24 protein-coding genes and 1 pseudogene are annotated in these 25,374 nt (G+C 51.0%); 21 read left to right on the top strand and 4 right to left on the bottom strand.

Annotated features, from left to right (window positions below; all coding sequences use genetic code 11):
* The first annotated feature begins 123 nt into the window (after positions 1 to 123).
* Complete coding sequence (glnA, locus tag Q0X97_RS05905) at positions 124 to 1,542, top strand: type I glutamate--ammonia ligase (protein WP_302066458.1); 1,419 nt, start codon at positions 124 to 126, stop codon at positions 1,540 to 1,542.
* Positions 1,543 to 1,666: 124 nt separating this feature from the next.
* Here glnA and Q0X97_RS05900 read toward each other — a convergent pair whose 3' ends face one another.
* From Q0X97_RS05900 to Q0X97_RS05890, 3 genes are all read right to left on the bottom strand, one after another.
* Entirely contained in the window at positions 1,667 to 2,632 is a 966-nt protein-coding gene (locus tag Q0X97_RS05900; protein WP_302066457.1) for an MBL fold metallo-hydrolase, read from the bottom strand.
* Positions 2,633 to 2,764: 132 nt separating this feature from the next.
* Positions 2,765 to 3,535 carry an exodeoxyribonuclease III gene (xth, locus tag Q0X97_RS05895; RefSeq protein ID WP_302066456.1) on the bottom strand — a complete coding sequence of 257 codons (771 nt, stop codon included), beginning with the start codon at positions 3,533 to 3,535 and terminating at the stop codon, positions 2,765 to 2,767.
* Between the two features lie 30 nt (positions 3,536 to 3,565).
* Positions 3,566 to 3,862 carry a helix-turn-helix transcriptional regulator gene (locus tag Q0X97_RS05890; RefSeq protein ID WP_169709798.1) on the bottom strand — a complete coding sequence of 99 codons (297 nt, stop codon included), beginning with the start codon at positions 3,860 to 3,862 and terminating at the stop codon, positions 3,566 to 3,568.
* Between the two features lie 319 nt (positions 3,863 to 4,181).
* On the opposite strand from Q0X97_RS05890, the gene Q0X97_RS05885 reads away from it, so the two are divergent.
* From Q0X97_RS05885 to Q0X97_RS05790, 20 genes and pseudogenes are all read left to right on the top strand, one after another.
* On the top strand, positions 4,182 to 6,230 hold the full coding sequence (locus tag Q0X97_RS05885; protein WP_302066455.1) for a M3 family metallopeptidase: 2,049 nt from the start codon (positions 4,182 to 4,184) through the stop codon (positions 6,228 to 6,230).
* A gap of 96 nt (positions 6,231 to 6,326) precedes the next feature.
* Positions 6,327 to 8,177 (top strand): glycine betaine ABC transporter substrate-binding protein, encoded by a 1,851-nt coding sequence (locus Q0X97_RS05880; protein ID WP_302066454.1) that lies wholly within the window; start codon positions 6,327 to 6,329, stop codon positions 8,175 to 8,177.
* 140 nt (positions 8,178 to 8,317) lie between these two features.
* Positions 8,318 to 9,472 (top strand): GTPase ObgE, encoded by a 1,155-nt coding sequence (gene obgE / locus Q0X97_RS05875; RefSeq protein ID WP_302066453.1) that lies wholly within the window; start codon positions 8,318 to 8,320, stop codon positions 9,470 to 9,472.
* 137 nt (positions 9,473 to 9,609) lie between these two features.
* On the top strand, positions 9,610 to 10,365 hold the full coding sequence (locus Q0X97_RS05870) for a type VI secretion system amidase effector protein Tae4 (RefSeq protein WP_302066452.1): 756 nt from the start codon (positions 9,610 to 9,612) through the stop codon (positions 10,363 to 10,365).
* The gene (locus Q0X97_RS05865) at positions 10,365 to 10,751 is read left to right on the top strand and encodes a hypothetical protein (protein ID WP_302066451.1); all 387 of its coding nucleotides are present in this window, start codon (positions 10,365 to 10,367) and stop codon (positions 10,749 to 10,751) included. The genes Q0X97_RS05870 and Q0X97_RS05865 overlap by 1 nt, the downstream gene beginning before the upstream one ends.
* Positions 10,752 to 10,855: 104 nt before the next feature.
* Complete coding sequence (gene cysS / locus Q0X97_RS05860; protein ID WP_302066450.1) at positions 10,856 to 12,268, top strand: cysteine--tRNA ligase; 1,413 nt, start codon at positions 10,856 to 10,858, stop codon at positions 12,266 to 12,268.
* A gap of 107 nt (positions 12,269 to 12,375) precedes the next feature.
* Positions 12,376 to 12,900, top strand: a complete 525-nt coding sequence (gene sodC / locus Q0X97_RS05855) for a superoxide dismutase [Cu-Zn] SodC (protein WP_302066449.1) — start codon at positions 12,376 to 12,378, stop codon at positions 12,898 to 12,900.
* Between the two features lie 173 nt (positions 12,901 to 13,073).
* Positions 13,074 to 13,289: a 50S ribosomal protein L31 gene (gene rpmE / locus Q0X97_RS05850; RefSeq protein WP_085389143.1), complete on the top strand. Its 216-nt coding sequence runs from the start codon at positions 13,074 to 13,076 to the stop codon at positions 13,287 to 13,289.
* A 149-nt stretch (positions 13,290 to 13,438) separates the two neighbouring features.
* Positions 13,439 to 13,645, top strand: coding sequence for a hypothetical protein (locus Q0X97_RS05845; protein WP_302066448.1), 207 nt, complete (start codon positions 13,439 to 13,441; stop codon positions 13,643 to 13,645).
* Positions 13,646 to 13,779: 134 nt separating this feature from the next.
* Entirely contained in the window at positions 13,780 to 15,195 is a 1,416-nt protein-coding gene (locus Q0X97_RS05840) for a replication initiation factor domain-containing protein (RefSeq protein WP_367881744.1), read from the top strand.
* Positions 15,188 to 15,505, top strand: a complete 318-nt coding sequence (locus Q0X97_RS05835) for a hypothetical protein (protein ID WP_302066446.1) — start codon at positions 15,188 to 15,190, stop codon at positions 15,503 to 15,505. Before Q0X97_RS05840 ends, Q0X97_RS05835 begins: the two co-directional genes overlap by 8 nt.
* Before the next feature lie 3 nt (positions 15,506 to 15,508).
* Positions 15,509 to 15,715, top strand: a complete 207-nt coding sequence (locus Q0X97_RS05830) for a hypothetical protein (protein WP_302066445.1) — start codon at positions 15,509 to 15,511, stop codon at positions 15,713 to 15,715.
* Between the two features lie 90 nt (positions 15,716 to 15,805).
* A complete protein-coding gene (locus tag Q0X97_RS05825) occupies positions 15,806 to 16,030 on the top strand; it encodes a hypothetical protein (RefSeq protein WP_302066444.1) in 225 nt (74 codons plus the stop codon).
* Positions 16,031 to 16,039: 9 nt separating this feature from the next.
* Complete coding sequence (locus Q0X97_RS05820; protein WP_302066443.1) at positions 16,040 to 16,348, top strand: hypothetical protein; 309 nt, start codon at positions 16,040 to 16,042, stop codon at positions 16,346 to 16,348.
* Positions 16,338 to 18,284, top strand: a complete 1,947-nt coding sequence (locus Q0X97_RS05815) for a virulence factor TspB C-terminal domain-related protein (RefSeq protein ID WP_302066442.1) — start codon at positions 16,338 to 16,340, stop codon at positions 18,282 to 18,284. Before Q0X97_RS05820 ends, Q0X97_RS05815 begins: the two co-directional genes overlap by 11 nt.
* Before the next feature lies 1 nt (position 18,285).
* Positions 18,286 to 18,564: a DUF2523 domain-containing protein gene (locus tag Q0X97_RS05810; RefSeq protein ID WP_302066441.1), complete on the top strand. Its 279-nt coding sequence runs from the start codon at positions 18,286 to 18,288 to the stop codon at positions 18,562 to 18,564.
* Positions 18,565 to 18,585: 21 nt separating this feature from the next.
* Entirely contained in the window at positions 18,586 to 19,743 is a 1,158-nt protein-coding gene (locus tag Q0X97_RS05805; RefSeq protein ID WP_302066440.1) for a zonular occludens toxin family protein, read from the top strand.
* Between the two features lie 598 nt (positions 19,744 to 20,341).
* A pseudogene (locus tag Q0X97_RS05800) lies at positions 20,342 to 21,305 on the top strand (IS110 family transposase).
* A 256-nt stretch (positions 21,306 to 21,561) separates the two neighbouring features.
* Positions 21,562 to 22,611: a YtxH domain-containing protein gene (locus Q0X97_RS05795; protein ID WP_302066438.1), complete on the top strand. Its 1,050-nt coding sequence runs from the start codon at positions 21,562 to 21,564 to the stop codon at positions 22,609 to 22,611.
* A 25-nt stretch (positions 22,612 to 22,636) separates the two neighbouring features.
* A complete protein-coding gene (locus Q0X97_RS05790) occupies positions 22,637 to 23,155 on the top strand; it encodes a hypothetical protein (protein ID WP_302066437.1) in 519 nt (172 codons plus the stop codon).
* 50 nt (positions 23,156 to 23,205) lie between these two features.
* Here the strand turns inward: Q0X97_RS05790 and Q0X97_RS05785 are convergent, their stop codons facing one another.
* Positions 23,206 to 25,374, bottom strand: a complete 2,169-nt coding sequence (locus Q0X97_RS05785; RefSeq protein ID WP_302066436.1) for a primosomal protein N' — start codon at positions 25,372 to 25,374, stop codon at positions 23,206 to 23,208.

Below are 25,374 nucleotides of genomic sequence, written 5' to 3'. Positions count from 1 at the left end.
ATTTGCACCGTTTTTTCCTACCGGCCCGACACCTGTGGCACAATACAAACCGCTAACCTATCGCGTTAAAAAGCAGCACGCCGACCGATATTTTTAAATCCGACTTTCCGCAGGAGTTGCATCATGTCTGTTAAAGACGTTGTCCGATTGATTGAAGAAAACGAAGTCCGTTTTGTTGATTTGCGCTTTACCGATACCAAAGGCAAACAGCATCACTTTACCGTTCCCGCCCACATCGTGCTCGAAGACCCTGAAGAATGGTTTGAAAACGGACATCCGTTCGACGGCTCGTCCATCAGCGGCTGGAAAGGCATTCAGGCTTCCGATATGCAGTTGAAACCCGACGCTGCATCCGCCTTTATCGACCCGTTCTTCGACGATGCCACCGTGGTGTTGACCTGCGACGTGATCGATCCCGCCAACGGCCAAGGCTACGACCGCGATCCGCGTTCCATCGCCAAACGTGCCGAAGCCTATCTGAAATCTTCAGGCGTGGGCGATACCGCCTATTTCGGCCCCGAACCCGAATTTTTCGTATTCGACGGCATCGAATTTGAAACCCACATGCACAAAGCGCGTTTTGAAATCACTTCGGAAAGCGGCGCATGGAGCAGCGGCAAACATTTCGACGGCCAAAACACCGGCCACCGCGCTTCCGTTAAAGGCGGCTACACACCGGTAGCACCGGTGGATTCGAACCAAGACCTGCGCTCCGCTATGGTAAACGTACTTGAAGAAATCGGCATTCCGGTGGAAGTGCACCATCCCGAAGTAGGCACCGGCAGCCAAATGGAAATCGGCACCCGATTCAGCACCTTGGTGCATCGTGCCGACCAAACGCAAGAAATGAAATACGTGATTTTGAACGTTGCCCACAACTTCGGCAAAACTGCCACTTTCATGCCCAAACCGCTGATGGGCGACAACGGCAGCGGCATGCACGTTCACCAATCCATCTGGAAAGACGGCAAAAACCTATTCTCGGGCGACGGTTATGCCGGTTTGTCCGACACCGCACTTTACTATATCGGCGGCATCATCAAACACGCCAAAGCCCTGAATGCCATCACCAATCCGTCCACCAACTCATACAAACGTTTGGTTCCGCACTTCGAAGCACCGACCAAGCTGGCTTATTCCGCCAAAAACCGCTCGGCTTCCATCCGTATTCCGTTTGTGAACAGCAGCAAGGCACGCCGTATCGAAGCCCGTTTCCCCGATCCGACGGCCAACCCTTATCTGTGTTTTGCGGCACTGCTGATGGCCGGTTTGGACGGCATTCAAAACAAAATCCATCCCGGCGATCCGGCGGATAAAAATCTCTACGACCTGCCGCCGGAGGAAGATGCTTTGGTGCCGACCGTTTGCGCTTCTTTAGAAGAAGCACTGGCCGCCCTGAAAGCCGACCATGAATTCCTGCTGCGCGGCGGCGTGTTCAGCAAAGACTGGATCGACAGTTATATCGCGCTGGTGGAAGAAGATGTTAAGCGCATCCGCATGGCTCCGCATCCGCTGGAATTTGAAATGTATTATTCGCTGTAACCGTCTTTACACCGAGAAAAATCCCCAACCTTGAACACAGGGCTTGGGATTTTCTTATATTCTCTTTCGAGGCCGTCTGAAAACATCGCTTTTCAAAACCTTCCTTTTTCAGACGGCCTTTCGGCTATTCCTTGCAGCTTCCGGTTTTCATGCCGGTTTTGAGCGAATAAATATCGCAGTCCTGCGCAAACGCCAGCTTGCCTTGGTAAGTTTTGCGAATGGCGGCGGAGGTGGCGGGTTTCACTTTTTCGGTGCGGTGCATAAAGTGCGACAACACCACGCTGCGGCTGCCGGTGATTTGGGCGATACGGCCGATTTCAGACGGCATCATGTGCAGCTTCAATGCGATTTTGTCGCTTGCGCTTTCCGGCACGGCATTGTGGGCGATGAAGATATCTGTATTTTTCGCCAGCACGTCCAAAGTTTTACCGATGTTGCTGGTATCGCCCGACACGGTTACGGAGCAGCCGTTTTTCTCGATACGCCAACCCAAAGAAGGCAGCAGGCCGTGTTCCACGGGAATGGCTTTCAAGGTAAAGCCGCCGAGTTTGGTTTCAAACAGTTTGGGCTGTTTTTTATCGGCGTTAACCGCTATCGGCTTCAATGCGAACGCGGCTTCACCGGTGAGAAAGTCCGACAAATAAGGATAAACGCCTTTTTCTCCGAACTGCCGCTCTACAAACAACGGCGTGGTGGGGATGGTGTGGTTTCCGGTGGGGCCGTAAACCGGCAAGTCACGGTTACGTTCGGAAAAATACGAGGCTTTGACCAATGCGGGCAAGTCGTTGGAATGGTCGACGTGGAAATGGGTAAACAGCAGGGCTTCCAAGTCTTTGATGTCGCCGCCCGCGCGCTCGAAGTTGAGTGAAGAGCCTGCACCGAAGTCGATAATGAAACGGGCTTTGCCGTTTTCACGCACCAAGTAGCCGGTAGAAGCGCGTTTGTCGCTCAATTCGGGGCCGCCCGAACCAAGCACCACCACGTCCAAGCCGGCATTCGTACACTGCGCGGCGTGTGCGGCGGCAGGCACGGCGGCCAATGCCAATATGAGGTTGAGAAAGCATTTGGGTTTTAAGAATCGTGAGTACATTTTTAGCTTGAATAAAAGAGTGATGAAAAGATAGATGATTTGAGAAATGGTTTAAGTGTAAAAAACAAGGGTTGAGACCGTCTGAAAGTTTTCAGACGGCCTCATGCCATCGGGCATTCGGGTTAATGCGGTTTAAACGGCAAACTCCGCCCACACCGGCGCATGGTCGCTGGGGCGTTCTTGCGCGCGGGCTTCCAAATCCACCTGCACGTCTTGCAGGGCATCGCGCAAGGCGGGGGTAATCAGCAAGTGGTCGATACGCAGACCCTGTTTGCGTTGGAACATCGCGCCGCGGTAATCCCACCATGTGTACATCACTTCTTCGGGATAGCGGTGGCGCAGGCTGTCGGTCAGCCCTAAATCGAGCAGTTTTTGGAACCAAGACCGCTCGATACTGGTGCAATGGATTTTTTCACGCCATTTTTCGGGGTCGTAACAATCCAAATCGGCGGGAGCGATATTGAAATCGCCCAGCAACACCAGCTTTTCGTGGCGGTTCATCTCATCGCACACAAATTCGGTCAGCGCGGCGAACCATTGTTCTTTATATTGGAATTTCGGGCTGTCGGGTGCCTCGCCGTTCACGCAATACACGTTGATTACGCGCACGCCGTTAACGGTGGCGGCAATCACGCGCCGCTGCGGGTCGTCGGGCAGCGCGGGCAGGCCGGTGTGCACGTCTTGCGGGGCTTCTTTGCTGATGATGGCCACACCGTTATAGGTTTTTTGGCCGCTCCACACGGTATGCCAGCCGCCCATTTGAAAAACGGCGGCGGGGTATTTGTCTTGGTCGAGCTTGAGTTCCTGCAAAACCAATACGTCGGGGCTGTGCTGTTGCAGCCAATCCTGCACCTGCGGCAGGCGCACATTGAGGGAATTTACGTTCCAAGTAGCGATTTTCATGATGTGTTTTGTTTGTTTCCAAAGCGTTTTTCAGACGGCCTCTTTGCCGCCACCGTTTTCCTGCACGGCACGGAGCACGGCGACAATCAGCGGCGAAGTGAGCCGGTATTGCATCACGCGGTGGTAGCGGGTGAAATCAACCGCGCCGCCGCTGCGCATTTTGTTCAAATGGTTGGACACGGTGGTAACGTGAATGCCCGTTGCTTGGGCAATTTCTGCGGCGCTATGCTCGCTTTCCAGCAGCAGCTTCGCAATGGCCAGCCGCTGCGGATGGGCAATCAGCTTGAGCTGCATGGCCGTGCGGACGGTATCGGATGATATTTCCATAGTTATAGTTAGTAGCGGTTTGTTATAGGGCTATTCTATACCATTCGGAGACGATAGCGAAGCAAACCGATGCAGCGGGTTTGCAGGCATTTGCGGTTTTAATCATTTGATTTGACAATAACAATGAAACCGCCCACCCTGCCCGTATGATTTTTGTTATATTCAGAAACCGCCGTTTTTACCGTATCGCCAATCAAAGAAACACTTTGAATTTACCCCATCCGGCACTATATACACCCCGTTTGATTCCCATCTTACCCGTTTCTTTTCAGACGGCCTCTCCCCATTCAGGCCGTCTGAAAACATCCAAAGGAAAACCATGAGCAACGTATTACTGAACCTCGCCGACGAACCCCGTTTCGACCGCATCCAAACCGCCGACATCCGCCCCGCGATGGAAGCCGCCATGACCGAAGCGCGCGCGGAAATCGCCGCCATTAAAGCCCAAAGCGACATCACTTGGGAAAACACCGTTGAAAAACTTACCGACCTCACCGAGCGCGTGGGCCGTATTTGGGGCGTGGTGGCGCATTTGAATTCCGTGGCCGACACGCCCGAATTACGCGCCGTGTACAACGAATTGATGCCCGAAGTAACCGTATTCTTTACCGAAATCGGCCAAGACATCGAGCTGTACGAACGCTTCAAAGCGATTAAAAACTCGCCCGAATTCGCCAAACTCGATGCCGCCCAGCAAACCAAACTCAACCACGACCTGCGCGACTTCGTATTAAGCGGTGCCGAATTACCGCCCGAACAGCAGGCCGAGTTTGCCGCACTGCAAACCGAAGGCGCACAGCTCGGCGCGCAGTTCTCGCAAAACGTGCTCGATGCCACCGATGCGTTCGCGCTTTATTTCGACGACAATAGCCAACTCTCCGGCCTGCCCGAAGACGCGATGGCCATGTTTGCCGCCGCAGCCCAAGCCGAAGGCAAGGAGGGCTACAAAATCGGTCTGCAAATGCCGCACTACATCGCCGTGATGCAATACGCCGACAACCGCGAATTGCGCGAAAACATCTACCGCGCCTACGTTACCCGCGCCAGTGAATTGAGCGACGAAGGCAAGTTCGACAACACCGCCAACATCGGCCGCCGCTTGGAAATCGCCTTGCAGGAAGCCAAACTGCTGGGCTTCGCCAACTTCGCCGAACTTTCGCTCGCCACCAAAATGGCCGAAACCCCGCAGCAAGTGCTGGATTTTCTGCACGACTTGGCCCGCCGCGCCAAACCGTTCGCCGAAAAAGACTTGGCCGAAGTGCAGGCATTCGCGCGCGAAACCTTGGGCATTGCCGACCCGCAATCGTGGGATTTGACCTACGCCAGCGAAAAATTGCGCCAAGCCAAATACGCTTTCAGCGAAACCGAAGTGAAAAAATACTTCCCCGTCGGCAAAGTGCTGGCCGGCCTGTTTGCCCAAGTCAACCGTTTGTACGGCGTGAACTTCATTGAAAAAGCCGTACCCGTGTGGCACCCCGACGTGCGCTATTTCGAGCTGGAAAAAGGCGGCTCGATCATCGGCGGCGTGTATCTCGACCTGTTTGCCCGCGAAGGCAAACGCGGCGGCGCTTGGATGAACGACTACCGCGGCAGACGCCGTTTCATCTCCGGCAACCGCATCGGCCAAACCCAAACGCCGGTGGCTTATCTGGTGTGCAACTTCACCCCGCCCGTGAACGGCAAAGAATCGCGCCTCAGCCACGACGAAATCATCACCCTCTACCACGAAACCGGCCACGGCCTGCACCACCTGCTCACGCAAGTCGACGAATTGGGCGTTTCCGGCATCAACGGCGTGGAATGGGACGCAGTCGAACTGCCGAGCCAGTTTATGGAAAACTTTGCGTGGGAATACGACGTGCTGGCGGAAATGTCGTCGCACGAAGACAACGGTGCCGCCCTGCCGCGCGAGTTGTTCGACAAAATGGTGGCGGCGAAAAACTTCCAGCGCGGCATGTTCCTCGTGCGCCAAATGGAATTCGCCCTCTTCGACATGCTGATTTACAGCGAAAACGACGAAGGCCGTCTGAAAAACTGGGCGCAGGTGCTCGACGACGTGCGCAAAGAAGTGGCCGTTATCCAGCCGCCCGCCTACAACCGCTTCGCCCTGAGCTTCAGCCACATCTTCGCCGGCGGCTATTCGGCAGGCTATTACAGCTACGCATGGGCGGAAGTGCTCTCGGCCGACGCTTACGCCGCCTTTGAAGAAAGCGGCGACGTGAAAGCCACCGGCAAACGCTTCTGGATGGAAATCCTCGCCGTGGGCGGTTCGCGCAGCGCGATGGAATCGTTCAAAGCCTTCCGCGGCCGCGAACCTGAAATCGACGCGTTGCTGCGCCACAGCGGGTTTGATGTGGAAGCGGCGTAATGATTTTCAGACGGCCTGCCTGTTCTTCACGGCAGGCCGTCTGAACTTTCAGCCGATTCAGCAGCCCCATAAAAACATAATAAAGAATCTCAGCCGATGAAGTCCTTGTCCAAACACCTCTTATCCGCCGTCTTACTCGCCGCCAGCCCTTTTGCTGTTGCCTGCCAGCCCGACGACAAACCTATCAAACTCGGCGCACTCGACTGGGAAAGCGGACAATTCACCACTGCCGTCTTAAATACCATCTTGCGCGACGGCTACGGCTGCGCCACCGAAAGCGTGCCCGGCACCACCACCGCGCTGGAAACCGCGCTGGCGCAAGACGATATTCAGATTATTGCCGAACAATGGATCGGCCGCTCGCCGGTGATGCAGAAAGCCGTGGAAGAAAAAAAGGCCGCCGTTATCGGCGACACGCTCAAAGGCGGGGCGAAACAAGGCTGGTATGTGCCCGATTATGTGAAGCAGGCGCACCCCGATTTAAAAGGCGTGGCCGACCTGCCGCGTTTCAAAGATTTGTTCCCCGACCCCGAGTCGCCGCATAAAGCGCGTTTCCTCAACTGCCCTACGGGTTGGACGTGTGAAACCTTCAACACGCGCCTGCTCGACACCACCGGCCTCAACGCGCATTTCAACAACGTCCGCCCCGGCACCGGCGCGGCTTTGGATGCGGCGGTTTCTTCCGCTTACGAGCAGAAAAAACCGATCTTGTTTTATTACTGGCAGCCCACCGGCCTGATGGCGAAATACCGCTTCGAGCCGCTGGACTTCCCCGCCCACGATGCCGCCTGCTGGGAAACGCTGTTGCAGCCTGAAAGCAAAAACCGCTGCGTATCGGGTTTTCCCGTTTCCAAACTCGCCGTCGCTGTGTCCACCCCGTTTCAGACGGCCCACCCCGAACTGGCCGCCATGATCGAACGGCTGCAATTCGAACCGGATATGCTCAACCGCGCCATCTTGGAAATGTCGGAAAACAAACGCAGCGGCGAAGCACAGGCCAAGCTGTTTTTGCAGCAGCACCCCGAAGTGTGGCGGCAATGGGTTTCCGAAGAAGCGGCAGGCCGTCTGAAAACCAAGCTCGATATCCGATCCGCAAGCAATAACGGCATTTTCCGCGTCTGGTCGGTTTCAGACGGCCTCAACCGTTCGCTCAAGCAAACCGTGCAAAACCACGGCGACAAGCTGCGTAAAGCCAGCGATGTAATGCTCGGTTTGCTGCTGCCGCTGGAGCGCCTGCTGCAAGCCCTGCCCGCGTGGTTGGTGTTGCTGCTCACCGGCGCAGTGGGCTGGCATGCCACGCGCAAATGGTGGTTCGCCGCCTTGTGCATCGGCGGTTTCTACGTAATCGGTTCGTTCGGCCTGTGGGCGGCACTGATGCAGACGCTCGCGCTGCTGGCCGCTTCGGTATTGCTCACCGTGATCATCGGCATTCCCGTCGGCATCTTTACCGCCTACCGCCCGCGCCTCTACAAACTGCTCTCGCCTGCGCTCGACGTGATGCAGACCATGCCGAGCTTTGTGTATCTGATTCCCGTGCTGATGCTGTTCGGCATCGGCAAAGTGCCGGCGCTGTTCGCCACCGTGGTGTACGCCCTCGCCCCGCTTATCCGCCTCACCGCCCTCGGCATCCGCCAAGTCAGCCCGCAGATGATTGAAGCCGCCATCGCGTTCGGCAGCAACCGCTGGCAGCTGCTGAAATGGGTGCTGCTGCCGCAAGCTAAGCCCAGCATCATGGCAGGCGTGAACCAAGCCGTGATGATGTCGCTCGGCATGGTGGTGCTGGCCTCCATGATCGGCGCGCGCGGGCTGGGCGAATACGTGCTGCAAGCGGTGCAAACGCTCAACATCGGCCAAGGCGTGGAAGCCGGTGCCGCCATCGTGATTCTGGCCATCATCATCGACCGCATCACGCAGGCTTACGGTTGCGGCGAAAAACATAAGCAATAGTCTCGCTTCTTGCAGAAGAGGCCGTCTGAAACAGATTTTCAGACGGCCTATTGACACATCCTTTATAATATCAACCCATTGAATACTTTTTCAGACAGCCTGTCTGTTGAAAGCCGTCTGAAATCCATCCAGAGAACACCATGAAATTTATTGACGAAGCAAAAATCGAAGTAGTTGCCGGCAAAGGCGGTAACGGAGCCGTCAGCTTCCGCCGCGAAAAATTCGTACCACGCGGCGGGCCCGACGGTGGCGACGGCGGCAAAGGCGGCAGCGTGTTCGCCGTGGCCGACGAAAACATCAACACCCTTGTCGAATACCGTTTCGTCAAACGCTACCAAGCCAAAAACGGCGAAAAAGGCCACGGTTCCGACCGCTACGGCAAAGGCGCGGACGACATCGAACTGCGCATGCCCGTGGGCACCCTGATCCGCGATATCGACACCGACGAAATCATCGCCGACCTCACCCACCACGGCCAAAAAGTATGCCTCGCCCGCGGCGGCAAAGGCGGTTTGGGCAACATCCACTTCAAATCATCGGTCAACCGCGCCCCCAAACAAGCCACCCCGGGCGAAGAAGGCGAAGCCCGCAGCTTGCAGCTCGAGCTGAAAGTATTGGCCGACGTAGGTCTGCTCGGCATGCCGAACGCCGGCAAATCCACCCTGATTTCCGCCGTTTCCGCTGCCCGCCCCAAAATCGCCAACTACCCGTTTACCACCCTGCACCCCAATCTGGGTGTAGTGCGCATGGACGAAAACAACAGCTTCGTGATGGCCGACATCCCCGGCCTCATCGAAGGTGCCGCCGAAGGCGCGGGCTTGGGACACCGCTTCCTGAAACACCTCTCCCGCACCGGCCTGCTGCTGCATGTGGTGGACTTGGCACCGTTCGACGAGAGCGTCAACCCCGCCGAAGAAGCCTTGGCGATTGTGGAAGAACTGCGCAAATACGACGAAGAACTCTACGACAAACCGCGCTGGCTGGTGCTCAACAAACTCGATATGTTGAGCGAAGAAGAAGCCGAAGAGCGTACCGCCGAATTTTTAAAACAAATCGGCTGGAACCACCTCGCCCCCGACGACCGCTTCGGCTTCGACATGAACACCCCGCGCCTGTTTAAAATCAGCGCATTATCCCGTCAAGGCACTCAGGATTTGGTGTATCAAATCAACACCTACCTCACCGAGAAAAAACGTTTGACAGCCGAAGCCGAAGAAGCGGCTAAGCAAAACGAAACGGTCGAGACGGTCAAAGACCAACCTCAAACCGATACCTCGGTGTTTCAGGCGGAATAAAACACAACAAGGCCGTCTGAAATCCCTTAAAACAACGATTGCAATGTGATTTGGTTTCGATTTTTCTAGCCGGAGAGGCCGTCTGAAACGGCAGACTTCCTCTCCGCCGCATTATCTGACTACAAAGGAGAAAGAAAATGGCAAAAACGACACCGGCCAGAGCAACATCGGCAAAACCCGCCAAACCCGCCAAACCCGCCAAACCCGCCAAACCCGCCAAACCCGTCAAACCGGTCAAGCCCGCCAAACCCAAACCCCAAACCGGCAGCACCGCACGCCCCCGCGTCAGCCCCAAAAAACCGGCTTGGGCGGATATGGTTAAGCACTACAAAACCATTCCCAGCCACGAGTTTTATCCGCTCATTTCCAAACGCTGGGCGGAATTGGCAGAGCGCGAACCGACCGTTTGGGAAAACACCTGCGCCGCACGCATGTCTTACGCGCTGAACCACAGCGGCATCCGCCTGCCCGCCAACCGCGCCGGCGCGTTTATCGGCGACAAAGACAAAAAAAACCACTGGTTCAGAGTGCGCGAACTCGGCGAATTTCTCAAAAAACAATTCGGCAGAGGCACCGTCGAATACTGCCCGCCGCGCTTGAAATCGGATGACGACGCCGACTTCGATTCGGCCGCATTCCAAGAAAGAATTGCCTCCGTCAAACAAAACGTGTTGGCGAAAATCAAAGGCAAAACCGGCATCGTGATGTTTGAAGTCGAAGGCTGGGGCAACGCCAGCGGCCACTTTACCTTGTGGGACGGCAGCAAAATGCTCTACGCCCGCGGCCACGAAAGCGACGACGACAGCGAATATTATTTCTGGTTCGCCAGACTGTCGCCCAATCCCAACCGCCCGATACAGACCGTTAAAGTGATTTTTTGGGAACTGACTTAATGTTGGTCAAAAGCATCACATTGATTGTCGCCTCCGCCCTGCTGCTTCCGGCAGCCGTTTCCGCCGCCGGCACGGGCGGAGTGCCGCATCTCGATTTCCGAGATTTCGCCCTGCAAGAATGCTTGAACGGCAACTATGAAAAAGCAGGCCTCTACCAACGCCGCAGCCTGCAAGACTATTCCCACCCGAAACCGCGTTATTCGCCTTCAGACTGGCTGAAACTGATTGATTTTGTGGAAAACAAAACCGGCGATTTCCATCGAAAGCGCATCAGCATACACAGCGAAGAATCGGGCGACACCGAGATGAACATGATTTTCGCCCGCTGTATGGCGTTTTACCATTCCAAAGAATTGACAGATTTTTTGAGAAAGAACAGATATTGAGCGACGAGGCCGTCTGAAAAAACATCTTGAAAATAAATATAAGCCTCCGCTTACCGATATAATCCGATTTTTACCGATAGATTGAACAAATAAAGAGCAAACCCATGCTAACCGTTTACAACACCCTCACCCGCCAAAAAGAAGAATTCATCCCCATCGACCCGAAAAACGTGCGCATGTACGTCTGCGGTATGACTGTTTACGACTACTGCCACTTGGGGCACGCCCGCGTGATGGTGGTGTTCGACATGATTGCCCGTTGGTTGCGCGCACAGGGCTATCCGCTGACTTATGTGCGTAACATTACTGACATCGACGACAAAATCATTGCCCGCGCCGCGGAAAACGGCGAAACCATCGGCGAGCTGACCGAACGTTTTATCCGAGCCATGAATGAAGATGCGGCGGCTTTAGGCGTGATCCGCCCCGATGTGGAACCGAAAGCCACCGAGCATGTGCAACAGATGTTGGGCATGATCCAACGCCTGATCGACAACGGCAAGGCTTATGCCGCCGATAACGGCGACGTTTACTACGCCGTGCGCGAATTTGCCGCATACGGCCAGCTTTCCGGCAAGTCGCTGGACGATTTGCGCGCGGGCGAACGCGTGGAAGTGGACGGTTTCAAACGCGACCCGTTGGACTTCGTATTGTGGAAAGCCGCCAAGCCCGGCGAACCGGCATGGGAAAGCCCGTGGGGGCAAGGCCGCCCCGGTTGGCATATCGAATGCTCGGCCATGAGCGAAGAGTTGTTCGGCGACACTTTCGATATTCACGGCGGCGGTGCGGACTTACAATTCCCGCATCATGAAAATGAAATTGCCCAAAGCTGCGGCGCGCACGGCGGCAGTTGCGGCCATAACCATTCGGGCGGCAAAGCGATTGAAAGCCATGTGAAATATTGGCTGCACAACGGCTTTATCCGCGTGGATAACGAAAAGATGTCCAAATCGCTGGGCAACTTCTTTACCATCCGCGAAGTGTTGGAAAAATACGATGCCGAAGTGGTGCGCTTCTTTATTTTGCGTGCGCACTACCGCAGCCCGCTGAACTATTCCGATGCCCATTTGAACGATGCCAAAGGCGCGCTTACCCGCCTGTACACCGCTTTGAAAAACACGCCGCCCGCCGAGTTTGCAGTCGGCGAAAACGCCAACGACTACACCCGCCGTTTCTTTGCCGCCATGAACGACGATTTCGGCACCGTAGAAGCAATGGCCGTATTGTTTGAATTGGCCAACGAAGTCAACAAAACCAACAGCAGCGAACTGGCGGGCTGCTTGAAAGCACTCGGCGGCATTATCGGTTTGCTGCAACGCGATCCGCAGGAATTTTTGCAGGGCGGCAGCGTTTCAGACGGCCTCTCCAACGAAGAAATCGAAAGCCTGATCGAACAGCGCAAACAAGCGCGCGCGGAGAAAAACTGGCCGGAATCCGACCGTATCCGCGATTTGCTCAACGCCGAAAACATTATTCTCGAAGACGGCGCGGGCGGTACAACGTGGCGGCGCGGCTGATTGATTTCAACGATGACACCGATATATAAATGCCAATATGTTTGTATATATTTCCTGTAAAATTCTTGATATTGCCAAACACACACACAATTCAAGAGGGTTACACAATGAAAAAAACATTATTGGCATTAATATGCTGTTTGTCCGCCGCCGTATACGCACAATCTGAAATCGTGGTTCCGGTATCCCTGCTCAACGCAAAAACCGGCGATAAACCCATCGGCGAAATCCGCATCACCCAAAACAAATACGGAGCAGTTTTCACCCCCAATCTGCACGGCTTGACGGAAGGCATCCACGGCTTCCACGTTCATGAAAAACCCAGCTGCGCCCCTGCCATGCATAAAGGCAAACTAACCGAAGGCCACGGAGCCGGCGGCCATTGGGATCCCGCCCACACAGGCGCACATAAAGGCCCGTGGGACGACAGCGGCCACTTGGGAGACCTGCCCGCTCTAACCGTAACCGCCGACGGCAAAGCCACCCAGCCCGTATTGGCACCGCGGATTAAAAACATCGAAGACCTGCGCGGGCATTCATTGATGATTCACGAAGGCGGCGACAACCATCACGACCACCCGGTTCCCTTGGGCGGCGGCGGTCACAGAATGGCATGCGGCGTTATCCGTTAAAGCCCGCCAACCATAATCTTTCCTTTTCAGACGGCCTGTAGCATTTCAGGCCGTCTGAATACTTACCCGAACACGCAAAACTTGCCAAAACAACAAGTTCTTGCCATAATGCTCAACTTAACTCTTGAAGCATAGGCACAATCCCTATGCCCGCAACCTAAAAGGAAATCAAAATGAAACAAGGCGTTCACCCAGAATACCACGACGTAAACGTTACCTGCTCTTGCGGCAACAAATTCGTTACCAAATCTTCTATGGCTAAAGAAAACTTCACTATCGAGGTTTGCTCCGAGTGCCACCCCTTCTACACCGGCCAACAAAAAATCGTCGACACCACCGGCCGTGTGGACAAATTCAACCAAAAATTCGGCAACATGTTCAAACGCTAATCGGCGGAAGAATAAGAAAAAAAGACTGCTTCAGCAGTCTTTTTTGTTTGCCGCTTTTCAGACGGCCTTATATATTGCGCCCCATAAGAGGGGCATAACTCACAAACTTTAACGCTCCTTTAACTTAGCCAAGTGAAAGGGGCTTAATCATGTGCATTGCTTACTACTCTGTAGATTTAGACAAGTTCTTTAACAGTAAATCCTATCTGCTGCGTATCTACAAAAACCACAACTTAGTTAGGACCATCAATTTTCCCATTTCAAACCCGCATTTTCCGCAAAGAACTTACCGCATGGCCGATAAATGCGGTCGGCAGGAAGTGGCAAAAATCATTGATGCGGAAATGTTGAAATGACTGTTGGTGCGGATAAAAAGGCCGTGGCGGGAAACGCTGCGGCGGTGGTCGGCTCTGCCGGCCACGGCGCGGCGGGTTCCGCCGAAGGCCGCCCCCCTAGACTAACAGGGGGGGAGCAACAAAAACCCAATCCAATGAGTGGGGAGCAACACCAAAACCCGATTGAATACTTTTCCCATTTCCTTACTGATGGAAGGGGCAGATTAATCGAAGTTCCTCAAAGGCGCGGTGCCATAGACGGCGTATTTTGCGACTGGATAACTTTCACATTTCATGAAGATACATTGTTGAAATTCGTAGGGCATCCGCTTGTTTCAGATACTGAATACATGTGGGTTTTAAGTAAAAAGCTCGAAGAAATGTTGGGCTTCGGCATAACCCGAAAAGCAAAATCTAAGGGGAATAAATTTTATGACAGCATGTATTTACTCGGTTCTGAAGATGCTGAATATGGAGCGGTTCATTACGGCGGTCAGCGGGATACGGTCTTGGTTGAATTGAAAGGTTTGGGCTGTAACTTGGCCTCCGAAGGTTGGGAAAAGCGGCTTTACGATTTTATGAAAAACGCCATACGTTGCCGCATAACCAGATGTGATTTGGCTTTGGATTTTTTCAACGGTGAATACACGCCCGAACAGGCTTTGTTAGACCACGATAACGGCTTTTTCAACAATCACAATATGCAGCCTAAAAGAGAATGTCGGGGTACTGCATGGCAGAAAGAAGATCATACCGGCAAAACCCTTTATGTCGGCAAAGTAAAAAATGCCCGTTATGTGCGGATATATGAAAAAGGCCGTCAGCTTGGCGATAAAGATAGTCCGTGGGTGCGGTTCGAAATTCAGTTCAATCACGGCGATATAGAGATACCGTTTGAAATATTGCAGGATTCAGGCGCTTATTTTTCAGGGGCGTTTCCCATTTGCCAAACCTTTGCGAATATGCCCGAAGCCAAAAGAATCGCCGTCAGGGAAAAAACGCTCAATATGACTTTTGAACATAAAGTGAAGCACGGCAAAAACGCCGTTGGCGGATTAGTCAGATTCATGCGGGATGTCGGTATGGATGATGCCCAAATTGTCGAAATGCTGATAGCTGAGGATGGCAAATATCCTAAAGGTTTGGAACCTGCCCGATACGACGTTAACGAGTTATTGGAAGCGCAAAAATACGGTTATCTGCATAACTCCCCAGAGGCCGAACTCGCAAGAGAAACCGATGAATTTTTAAATTGGAAACTATCTGATGATTACAACCCTCATGGTGCATTATTCGGATTAGTTGCTAATGACAGGGGCAGTATCAGACGGCAGAAAGAAGAAGATGCCTATCAGCAATGGTTATCCAGATGTCTTTATGACGGCTTGCCCGAACATAAGAAATTAGAGATAGCCGAACAGCAAGGCAAAGCATTAACTCGCAAGATCCAGATTGAAAACTCGCCTTACAAGTTTTCGTTGGCCTATTTTATAACCCATCGGCGAAAAGCCGTGAACACCATTAAATCGTTTAACTGTGAATTAATACCCGAAAGGAAAGATTATGTTTGAGCAAAGCCAGATTACCCAAATTCAAGCAACTCTGCTTGGTGCTAAAAAATTCAAAGGCGAAATCGACGGTAACAAACTCGATACATGTACCGTACTTGTTGCTACGCCGATGCCCAGCCAGTCGGGTAACGCCGTAGGCTTTACCGCTGCCAATATGAAATTCGGTGAATCCGACAATTTCAAGCGGCTGGAAAACTTGAAATTTCCAATCGCTGTGATTGCAACCATTGAGATGACTTCAACCGGTAAGGGCATGGTGGCGGTGCTGAAAGATTTCCAAGTCCAGCCGCAAAATCCGCCGAAAGGCTAAGTCATGGTAAATAAATATGAACAGCGTTTCATAGTGCAGGATTTGGAAAATCATGAATTTCTTTATCCTGATCCGTTTGGCGATGTGGGTTTTACACCAAACATCAAAGCCGCCGGTCAATACGAAAACTATGAAGACGCATTGCAAGCTGGAGTAGATGAAATAGGCGGGGATTTTCAGATATTCGCCTTTTATCAGAAAACCGAATAAACCAGATTCAGGCTCGGCGGGCGGTCTGAAAAACCTTTCACATAGCCCGCATTAACTCACTTTTGTTTAATTTTAAAAAGGAAATCCATTATGAAAAACTGGAAACAAAAACTCCAATACGCCGTAGCAGTAGCAACCACTACCGCTCTGCCTGCAATTGCCATGGCTGATGAATCAGATTTGTTGGGAACGGTTAAAACTGAACTCACTGGTTTGAAAGCTGGCGTATTAGCAATTGGCGTTCTGGCGGTTGGTATCGGTATTGCTTTTGCGACGATTCGCGTCGGTAAGCGTGGTTCAAACGCCGTGGGCTAAGGTGTAATCATGGGTTATCAAGTCGGCCGAATTTGCTATCAGACGCATGAAGAAGCAACAAACGTCGTGATGACCCAAGTTGTGCCGACGATCGACAAAGACGGGGTGCTGCATCACCCCGTTTTTAATGGCGCAAATTGGGTTTACAAAGAACAGATAATCAAACTTGTGATGCCTCAATGTGAATATGGTGCATATTTTGAAGCTGCTCAATATATAGGTCGGAATATGGTGGTTTTTTTCGCCTTGTTATTTGTAGTGGTGGTTGCATTGAGGTCTGTGGCAATGATAGAGAGTGAAAGTAGTAATGAAAAATGATACCGGAAATAGAATTTGTCTTAGGACTTTTCCCCGCATTATGCGTATCGCTGTGCTTGGTTGTTTTAGCTTTAACGCTACGCTGACACCGATTTTAGCATGGGCGGATGTGCCACCTCCGCCACCTCCGCCGCCTCCGCCTCCTGCCGTAAACCGCATTGATACCAGTTTTCCTAGTGGGCAGGCATTGCAGAATCAAGGTTATAACCCGAAAACGGGCGTGTTGCGCGTTAATCCTCAAAAGGTCGGCAATCCTACCGTATCCAGCAATGGCGGCACGGTAACGGCAACCCAGAATTACCGTGTTACCGTTACTGACAATTTTGGCAATAAAGCGACTATGCCAAGTAAGGTTAATCAAGTTGTGAATACTGCGATTATTACATCTTGGATAGGCGGTTCGGTTGGTAATAGTTTGCCTATTGCTAATGATGCTGGGCAGGCTTTTTCACGTGGTGATTTTGCAGGCGGTTTGTCCGGAACTGCTAATGCTATTGGTTCTTTTCTTGATGGTTTGTTTACTGGTGGCTTAGGGGGGCGTATTTCTGGGGCTTTTGGTGATTCCAAAGCTAATGATGCGGCTAATGCAGCAATGAATGTTTATAACAATGTATTCAATAAAGGCGGTTCTGCCGCTTCTGCTGCCTCTCAAGCTGCAAACAGTGCCTCTGCTGCACAATCCGCTGCCGAAAAAAGCGGCGATATAGGCGGAGCCGTTGCTAACGCTGCTCTTAAGAAAGCCTCCGGTGCGGTGGCTAAGGTAATGGAATCGTCAGTATCTAAAAGTGTTGAAAAGAATGAGTATGGCAATGTGTATCCTGTTTTGGTTACATTTATCGAAAATGCTCCGGATAGAAAAATAGTATCTCAAGCTATTTATACTACTTATGTTGCTGGTTTGAGGGGCAATAATAATGGAACTAATCCGTTTGATGGTAATAATACCGTTGAAATATTTGAATCTGGTAAATTGATAGAAGGTCGTATTAAGTATACGTTTCAAGATCCTAAATCAAGGATTCTTAATGTATCTTGGGAAGCTAGGAATACTGTTACTGTATCTGATTCCGTGGAATCTAAGGATTTAACTTTGTCGGCTGACGAAGTAAAAGATATTCTTCAGCGCATGTTTGCCAGCCAGCAAACCAATCATGATCAAATGATGAAGCAGTTGGAAAAAATAGCGTCCAATACCGCCCCGAATAATTCTAATGGCGGTACACAATCATCTGATAGTCAGTCTTCGGGCGGGCAGTCGTTGACGCCATTAAAAGTGTATGGCACGTCCAAAAATAATAGCGTTGTCGATGCGGCCACTAAATCAGTTACGGTTAACGGCAGTACTGTAACCACGGCACCGTATACACCTGCCGGTAGTAATCAAGCCCAGCAAACCCAGTTCACTATGAATTCAGACGGTTCGGTAACGGCAAGTGTTATTCCAAGGCCCGATTTGCAGCCTAACTCCAATCAAGCACCGACAAGGCAAAGTGTTGCTCCTAATACCAATACCCCGTCTGTGCCTAATCAAGGTCAAAACAATCCTGCCATACCCAATCAGAATAATAATCAACCTTCTGATACAAATGCCCAGCAAGGTCAACACGGCCAGCAAAACCAACAGCAAAATCAGCAACAGCGTGAATTTTGTCGAGAGAATCCCCGTGCTGCTCAATGTGCCGATATTGGTGATGTAGGGTATGAAGATTTGGAAGTACCCGAAAAGCAAATAGAGTTGAAATTGGAACCTTTAGATGTGTTTGCCACTGATGGAACCTGTCCCGCACCGGTACGTTATGAATTGGGCGCATTGGGCAGTTTTGAAATAGGCTATGAATATCTGTGTGATGTGTTGAGGAAGTTAAGACCGATAGTCATATTAGCAACCATCATTTCATGCAGCATGTTTGCATATTCATCAGTAAAGGAATTGTGATATGTGGGGTTCATTGATAACAGGCGTATTGATGAATGTCGCCGGTCGTGTGATTGCCGCATTGGGGTTGTCTTTCGTGTCGTATGTCGGCCTTAATGAATTGCAAGGCTATTTCATTTCGAAAGTGCAGGAACAGATAGGCGGAATCCCAAGCGATGCATTGAATTTAGCCTATATAGTAGGAATTGGCGTAGTGCTCAATTGGATATTCGGCACCTTTGCTTTTGTCGCATCCCTTAAAGCCATGTCCAAGCTATCGGCCAGTATTCAGCGCAAATAATAACGGAAAAGGAAAACACAAATGCTCTATTTGATTACCGGTGTTCCGGGTAGCGGAAAAACCTTAAAAATGATTTCCGATTTGATGAATCGGAAAGATTTGAAAAACCGCCCTCTTTACTTAGACGGAATACCGGAAGTAAGAGGCGATATTATTCCCAACCTGCCCATGCCCGAAGGCGAAACCATGCAGACGTGGCATAAATGGGCGCCTACGGGGGCTATCCTTGTTATAGATGAGTGCCAGCGCGTATTCAGACCGCGGCCAAGCGGTTCGAAAGTGCCCGATTTCGTTGCCGAGCTTGAAACGCACCGACACAAAGGTATAGATATATTTTTGTTAACCCAACATCCAAGACTGATAGATATTAATGTCCGAAGCCTGATAGGTCATCACTGCCATATCAGCAAAACCAATCTCGGTGTAAGACGAATGTTGGAATGGGAAAGCTGCGGTGATCCGACAAGTAAGACCAGTGTTCAAAGTGCCGTAAAAAGCGTGTATACCTTGGATAAAAAGGCATTCGGCGTGTATAGGTCGGCTGAAGAACACACCAAAATCAATACCAAGTTAAGCCGCGTTGTTTATATTGTTCCCGTTGTATTGCTTACTATTATAGTTTCAGCTTGGTATGTATACAGTAGTTGGAACAGCTATGTAGATAAACAGGAATCCACTTCACAAGCTCAAGTTGCCGCTCCAGCGGCAAGCCCCGCCGGGGGTGCGTTGGTGGCGGCTCCTACCACAAATGACGCAAGCCAAGCGGGGCAATACCCGCCGGTGCCTGTTCAGTCTAAGCCAGAGAGTAAGCCCCATTTGGCCGAAGATGATTACAAGCCGGTTATAGACGGCCAGCCGTGGACTGCGCCGATATACAACGTCCACAATAAAAGCATTAAGACCATGCCGTTTCCGGTTGCCTGTGTCAAAACCGAAGGTAAATGCACATGTTATACAGACCAAGCCACACCGATAAAAGGCATAAAAAAATCCCAGTGTATTGATTACGCCGAAAACGGTATTTATAATCCCTATAAGGATAGACAAACGGTAGAAACACCTGCCCAAACGGTAGTATCGCCAGCGGTGGAGTCGCAGCAAGTATTAGTGATGGGTGGTGCGTCGAAGTCTAATTTAATGTATGACGGCTACAATGAAGCCCGTGTGAATATGCAGTAGGTGCCGAATGGTTTTAGAGATTGTTATTGCAGGTCTTATTCTTTATGCAATTATTCATGTTCATAGGAAAAAAGGTACTAAATATATTTTAAAAGAGTGGTTTGGTTATCCTTTGCTTGGTATTTGCATTGGTTTTATTTTGTCTGTTGTTATTTGGTATTTTGTTAATCTTTGATTTGGCCATTTTTTTATTGTCGAACCCTCCTCGCGTATGTTCGGATAGCACGGCATGTTTTTAGAGGGGGCGGCAATAAAAAAATGGTCTCGGGGTGCGGGACCTCCCGCCAGTTTGCTTTTCGGCAATTTTGTTGCTTCCGGCGTTCTCCCGCGAGCTCGCTAAAACCCCAAAAATCGCTTAATTTTTAAGCAAAATCAACAATTCAAAGCAATAAAATGCTAATTCAAAGTTTTAAGCCGTTTGGAAACAGACGGCTTAAAGGTTTGGATTAGACGTAATTCAAACCGTATCCCTCGACTTCGACAACGGCCAAAGCGATATAGCTTGTACTTGAGATTGAAGCGGGGGATTTCTTGTTTATAAAGATTGGGTAGCATCAAAGAACATACGTCAGTATGAATCTGAATAGTAAGGGTAATAATGAGAAACGCTTTGGGATTGGATATATCGCATAAAACCTTTGATGCAGCATTGCTGATAGACGGTGTTGTTAAAACAGCGAAATTCGAGAATGGCATAAAAGGCTTTGAAAAGCTGAAAGGCTGGTTGGATAATTTCAATTGTTCCGATATCCATATTTGTATGGAAGCAACCGGAAACTACTTTGAAGATGTTGCCGATTACATGGGCAAAGATTACAGAATATCCGTCATTAATCCTCTGAAAATAAGCGACTATGCCAAAAGCCGCTTTGCTCGAACCAAAACCGATAAGCAAGATGCAAAACTCATTGCCGAATATTGCAGTACTGCTTTGCCGAAAGATTTGCCCTTGAGGAAACCCGTATCAAAAGCCCATTACCGCTTAAAGCGTGTTTTGGCATTACAGGAACAGCTTATTGAAAGTCAGACGGCAGAAAAGAACAGGCTTTCGGCGGCCAAAGATGAATTTGTCAAACAAATTCATCGTGAAAACATCGTCCATATCCAAAAACAGCTTTCTTTGGTGAGAGCTGAAATGGAAAAAAATCATGCAGTATCCTGAACTGAAAGACGTTTCAGACGGCCTTCAAACCATACCTTCGATTGGCAAGTTAACCGCCGCCATTCTAACCAACCATCTCTTATCCGGTACATTTAAAAACGCCGGTCAATTTGTCGCCTTTGCCGGATTAAGTCCGCATCAAAGGCAGTCGGGAATCAGTGTAAACGGCAAAAGTAGGATAACCCGCTTCGGGAATAGGCGTTTGCGTGCCGCATTATTCATGCCTGCTATGGTCGCCTATGCTCGCGGATACTTTCCCGAATTTACAAAACGTCTTAAGCAAAAGAAGAAACTGTCAAAAGTCATTATCACGGCGATCATGCGAAAACTGGCGGTTATCGCCTTTAATCTTTACAAAAACAAAACTACTTTTCAGTCGGAACGTTATCAGGCTCCCTGACAAACTAACGCAAAATAACAAAGCGGGCAATGCTTAAAAGTCAAGCAAAACCCGCTTAAAACAGTTGTATCCGTCAAAAATGACACAACAAAATAATCAACCAAATTAGCAACTTATAAATTTATGTAAAAATACCTGTTGAATATTAAAGTAGCATCTCAAGGTTACGAACAACTACCTTTTTCCGGATATTCGGGAAGTATCCATTTGCGGTTTACCTCTTTATAATCAACACCCTATCGATTAGGACACGCCGATGAACAACCGCTTTTTTCAATCCTTCCTTTCAGCTTTGATACTCAGCTTGCCGTTTGCCTTTTCCGCGACTGCCGATACATTAGCCGATCCGAAACAAACGGGGGCAAGCAACTCCTCCATAACAAAAACAGTGGAAACCACAACGGATAAACAACCGAAAATAAACAATCTGATTGCCTCACAAGCTGAAATGCTGCAAGACAATATTTCAGCATTGCGTATGCAGGTTATGGATAACCAGCAACAAAACCTCAACTGGTGGATGACCTTTATTACCATAGTCTTTGCCGTGGCAGGCATTGTTATTGCAGCCATAGGCGTTGCCATTCCACTTTTACTTTATAAAAAAGATAAACGTCAATTAGAACAAGACCTAGAACAGGCTAAAGAATATGTAGAAAAAATCAAAGAACATTACGACAGTGCTGAAAAATATACTCAAGACATTGCAGAAATGAAGCAATGGAACCCCAAAGAACAAAATCAGGAAGCACAAACAAGCAGCATTGAAAAAGCAAAACAATTGTCTAAAAATGAAGAAATTCCCCTTATCGAACAACTACGCGCCCAAGCTATTTTGCTTTCAGATCAAGCGAAAAGAAGCCAAAATTATCAAGATAATGAAAACGCTCTTTATGCTTGGCAAGCTGTTCTTCTACAAGATAGTAGAGATGAACAAGCCAACTTCAACGCAGGATTTCACGCTTGTTATTTATACGAAAAAGGTAATCGCAAACAACAGAATTATTGGCTCCCCAAAGTCGAACAATACCACCAAGAAACATTACGCTCTAATCCTAGAAAATATATCGCTGCCTATAATTGGGGACGTGCCTTATATATGGAAGCACGAAATTTATACACACAAAATCAAACTTCAGCAGCATTCGATAAATGGCAAAGCGCAGGAGAAAAATACGAATTGGCTTTACAAATTAAAAATGACTTTTATCCAGCAGCCAATAACTGGGGAAGTGCTTTAGCTGAAGAAGCACAGGCTTTGGCTATACAGGGCGATACCGTAATGGCATTGGAAAAATGGCGTTGACGCAGGAGTAAAATTCCAACAAGCATTGGCTATTGAGCCTGACATACACGAAGTCGCCGATAACTGGGGAAAGGCCTTAGCTGACGAAGCGCAGGTTTTGGCCACACAAGGCGATACCGCGACAGCCTTGGAAAAATGGCGTGACGCAGGAGAAAAATACCGGCAAGCATTGACTATCAAGCCCGACATGCATGAGGCCGCTTATAACTGGTTAAGCGCTTTACTACATGAACTTCATATTTTAAAAGACAATCAACCTGCCGAAGCACAAATCAAATTGCAACAAGCCCGCAATTTGATTGATGGATTCTTAAATAAATATCCTCAACATCAAGAAAACTTTGCCTATAACCATGCCTGCCTGTGTGCCTTGGAAGGAAATACAGTCGAAGCAATCAAACAATTACGTCTTGCACAACATTCAAATCATTTCCCCAACAAAGAACATATTGAACAAGACGACGGTTTGGACAACATCCGCCACACCCCCGAATTCCAAGCATGGTTTAAAGAGGCTTTTCCCGAATCTTCTTCTAAAAGCTAACCATTCATAACCTTAGAGGCCGTCTGAAAAACAGTTTTCAGACGGCCTCTTCACATCTCTTGCGGGTCGATATCCACCGACCATCTTACTTTGCCGTCGCGGTACTGCTGCAACACTTGCACCCACAGGCTCACGGCGTGGTGCAGGTCTTTGCGGGAGGCGGATTCTAAAAACACTTGGGCGCGTTCGCGTTCGGCCAGCCGCGCCATCAGCATGGGTACGGGGCCGAAGGCGGATACGGTTTCGGGCAGCAGCGGTTGGGTAACGGCTTGGATGTCGTTAAGAAACTGCACGGCTTCGTCGATTTTGACGGCATCGGCGCGGATGGCCGTCTGAAAACCGAAGGGCGGCATATTGAATGTTTGCCGTTCGTTCAGCTCGTTTTCGGCGAAGATGCGGTAGTTTTGCGCTTTTACGGCAGCGAATACGGGGTGTTCTGGCAGTTGGGTTTGGATAAGCACTTTGCCGGCTGCTTCGGCGCGCCCTGCCCGGCCGGAAACCTGCATCAGTTCGGCAAACAGTCTTTCGGGGGCGCGGAAGTCGGCGCTGTACAGGCTGCCGTCGGCGTTTAATACGATCACGAGGTTCAGCCGTGCGAAGTCGTGGCCTTTGGCGAGCATTTGGGTGCCGACGAGGATGTCGATGTCGTTGGCGGCGATGCGTTGGTATAAATCGGCCCAGTCGTTTTTGTGGGCGGTGCTGTCGCGGTCGACGCGGGCGACTTTGGCTTGCGGGATGAAGTTGCGCAGGGTTTCTTCGACGCGTTGGGTGCCGTGGCCGACGGCGGTAAGGTCTTGGTTGCCGCATTCGGGGCATTTGTAGGGTACGGGCCGTCTGAAATCACAATGGTGGCAGCGCAGTTGGCGGGCGCGTTGGTGCAGCACCATTTTGGCGGAACAGCGGGGGCAGCCGAAGGTGTGGCCGCAGTCCCCGCAAAACAGGGCGGGCGCGAAACCGCGGCGGTTGAGATACACCAGCGACATGCCGCCTTGTTCGTGGTTGGTTTTGAGCAGTTTCAGGGCTTGCGGCGAGAAGCCGTTGTCGAGCGGCAGGCGGCGCACGTCTAAGATATCGACTTGCGGCAGTTGGGCGGCGGAATGGGCGCGCTCGGTCAGTTCGAGCAGTTGGTACGCGCCGGTTTGCGCTTTGTGCCAGCTTTCCAAACTGGGGGTGGCGCTGCCGAGCACGATGGGGCAACTGCTTTGCCGTGCGCGCCAAACGGCCAAATCGCGGGCTTGGTAGCGCAGTTCGTTGTCTTGTTTGAACGAGGTATCGTGCTCTTCGTCCACCACCACCAAGCCCAAATCGGGCAGCGGGGTGAACACGGCCAGCCGCGTGCCGATAATCAGTTTGGCCTGCCCGAGCATGGCGCGCAGGTAGTCTTGGGTGCGTTTGCCGGACGCGGTTTGGCTGTGCAGCACGGCGGTCGGCACGTCGGCAAAACGGGCTTCCACGCGCTTGAGCAGTTGCGGTGTGAGGTTGATTTCGGGCAGCAGAAACAGCACTTGCCTGCCCGCCGCCAGCACTTTGGCCATCACGTCGAAATAGACTTCGGTTTTGCCGCTGCCGGTGATGCCGTAGAGCAGGAAGGGTTTGAAGGTATCGGAGGCCGTCTGAACGGCTTGCGCGGCGGCTTGCTGCTCGGCGTTTAATCGGTGTTCAGACGGCCTCGACACGGGCGCGGCGGCTTGGGTGGTGCGTATCCAGCCGTTTTCCATCCACTCTTGCAGCAGCTTCGGTGCTTGGTTGTGGATGTGTTTCAAGGCCGCCATGCTGAGGCCGTCTGAAAACAAAGCCTGCCATAAGGCGTGTTTTTTGTGGAAACGCTCCGGCGGCGGGGTTTGCGCTTTACCTGTTTCGTTCAAAGCATAAAACTGCGACGGCTGCGGTGTTTCGACGGGCTTGGTCTCTTTCAAGCCCAAAGGCAGCGCGGTAAACACGGCCTGCCCGAGCGGATAATGGTAATAGCGCGAAGTGAACTCCAGCAGCTTGCACCAGCTTTCGGGAAACAGCGGTTCGTCGGTAAAGGCCGTCTGAACCGGCAGGATTTTCGCCGCGTCAATCTCCGGCGTTACGCCGCCCGCCCACACCACACCGGCAACGGGTTTGCCGCGAAACGGCACCACCACCCGACAGCCTTTGGGCAAGGCGGTCGGGTGGCCGTAGGTTAAGAGGCCGTCTGAAATGGGAATATTGAGGGCGATGTGGTGATAGATCAT

It is taken from the genome of Neisseria sp. MVDL19-042950 (genome assembly GCF_030504625.1).
Classification (GTDB): domain Bacteria; phylum Pseudomonadota; class Gammaproteobacteria; order Burkholderiales; family Neisseriaceae; genus Neisseria.
The sequence above is the reverse complement of the archived record's forward strand: the minus strand, read 5'-3'. Positions and strand labels throughout refer to the sequence as shown.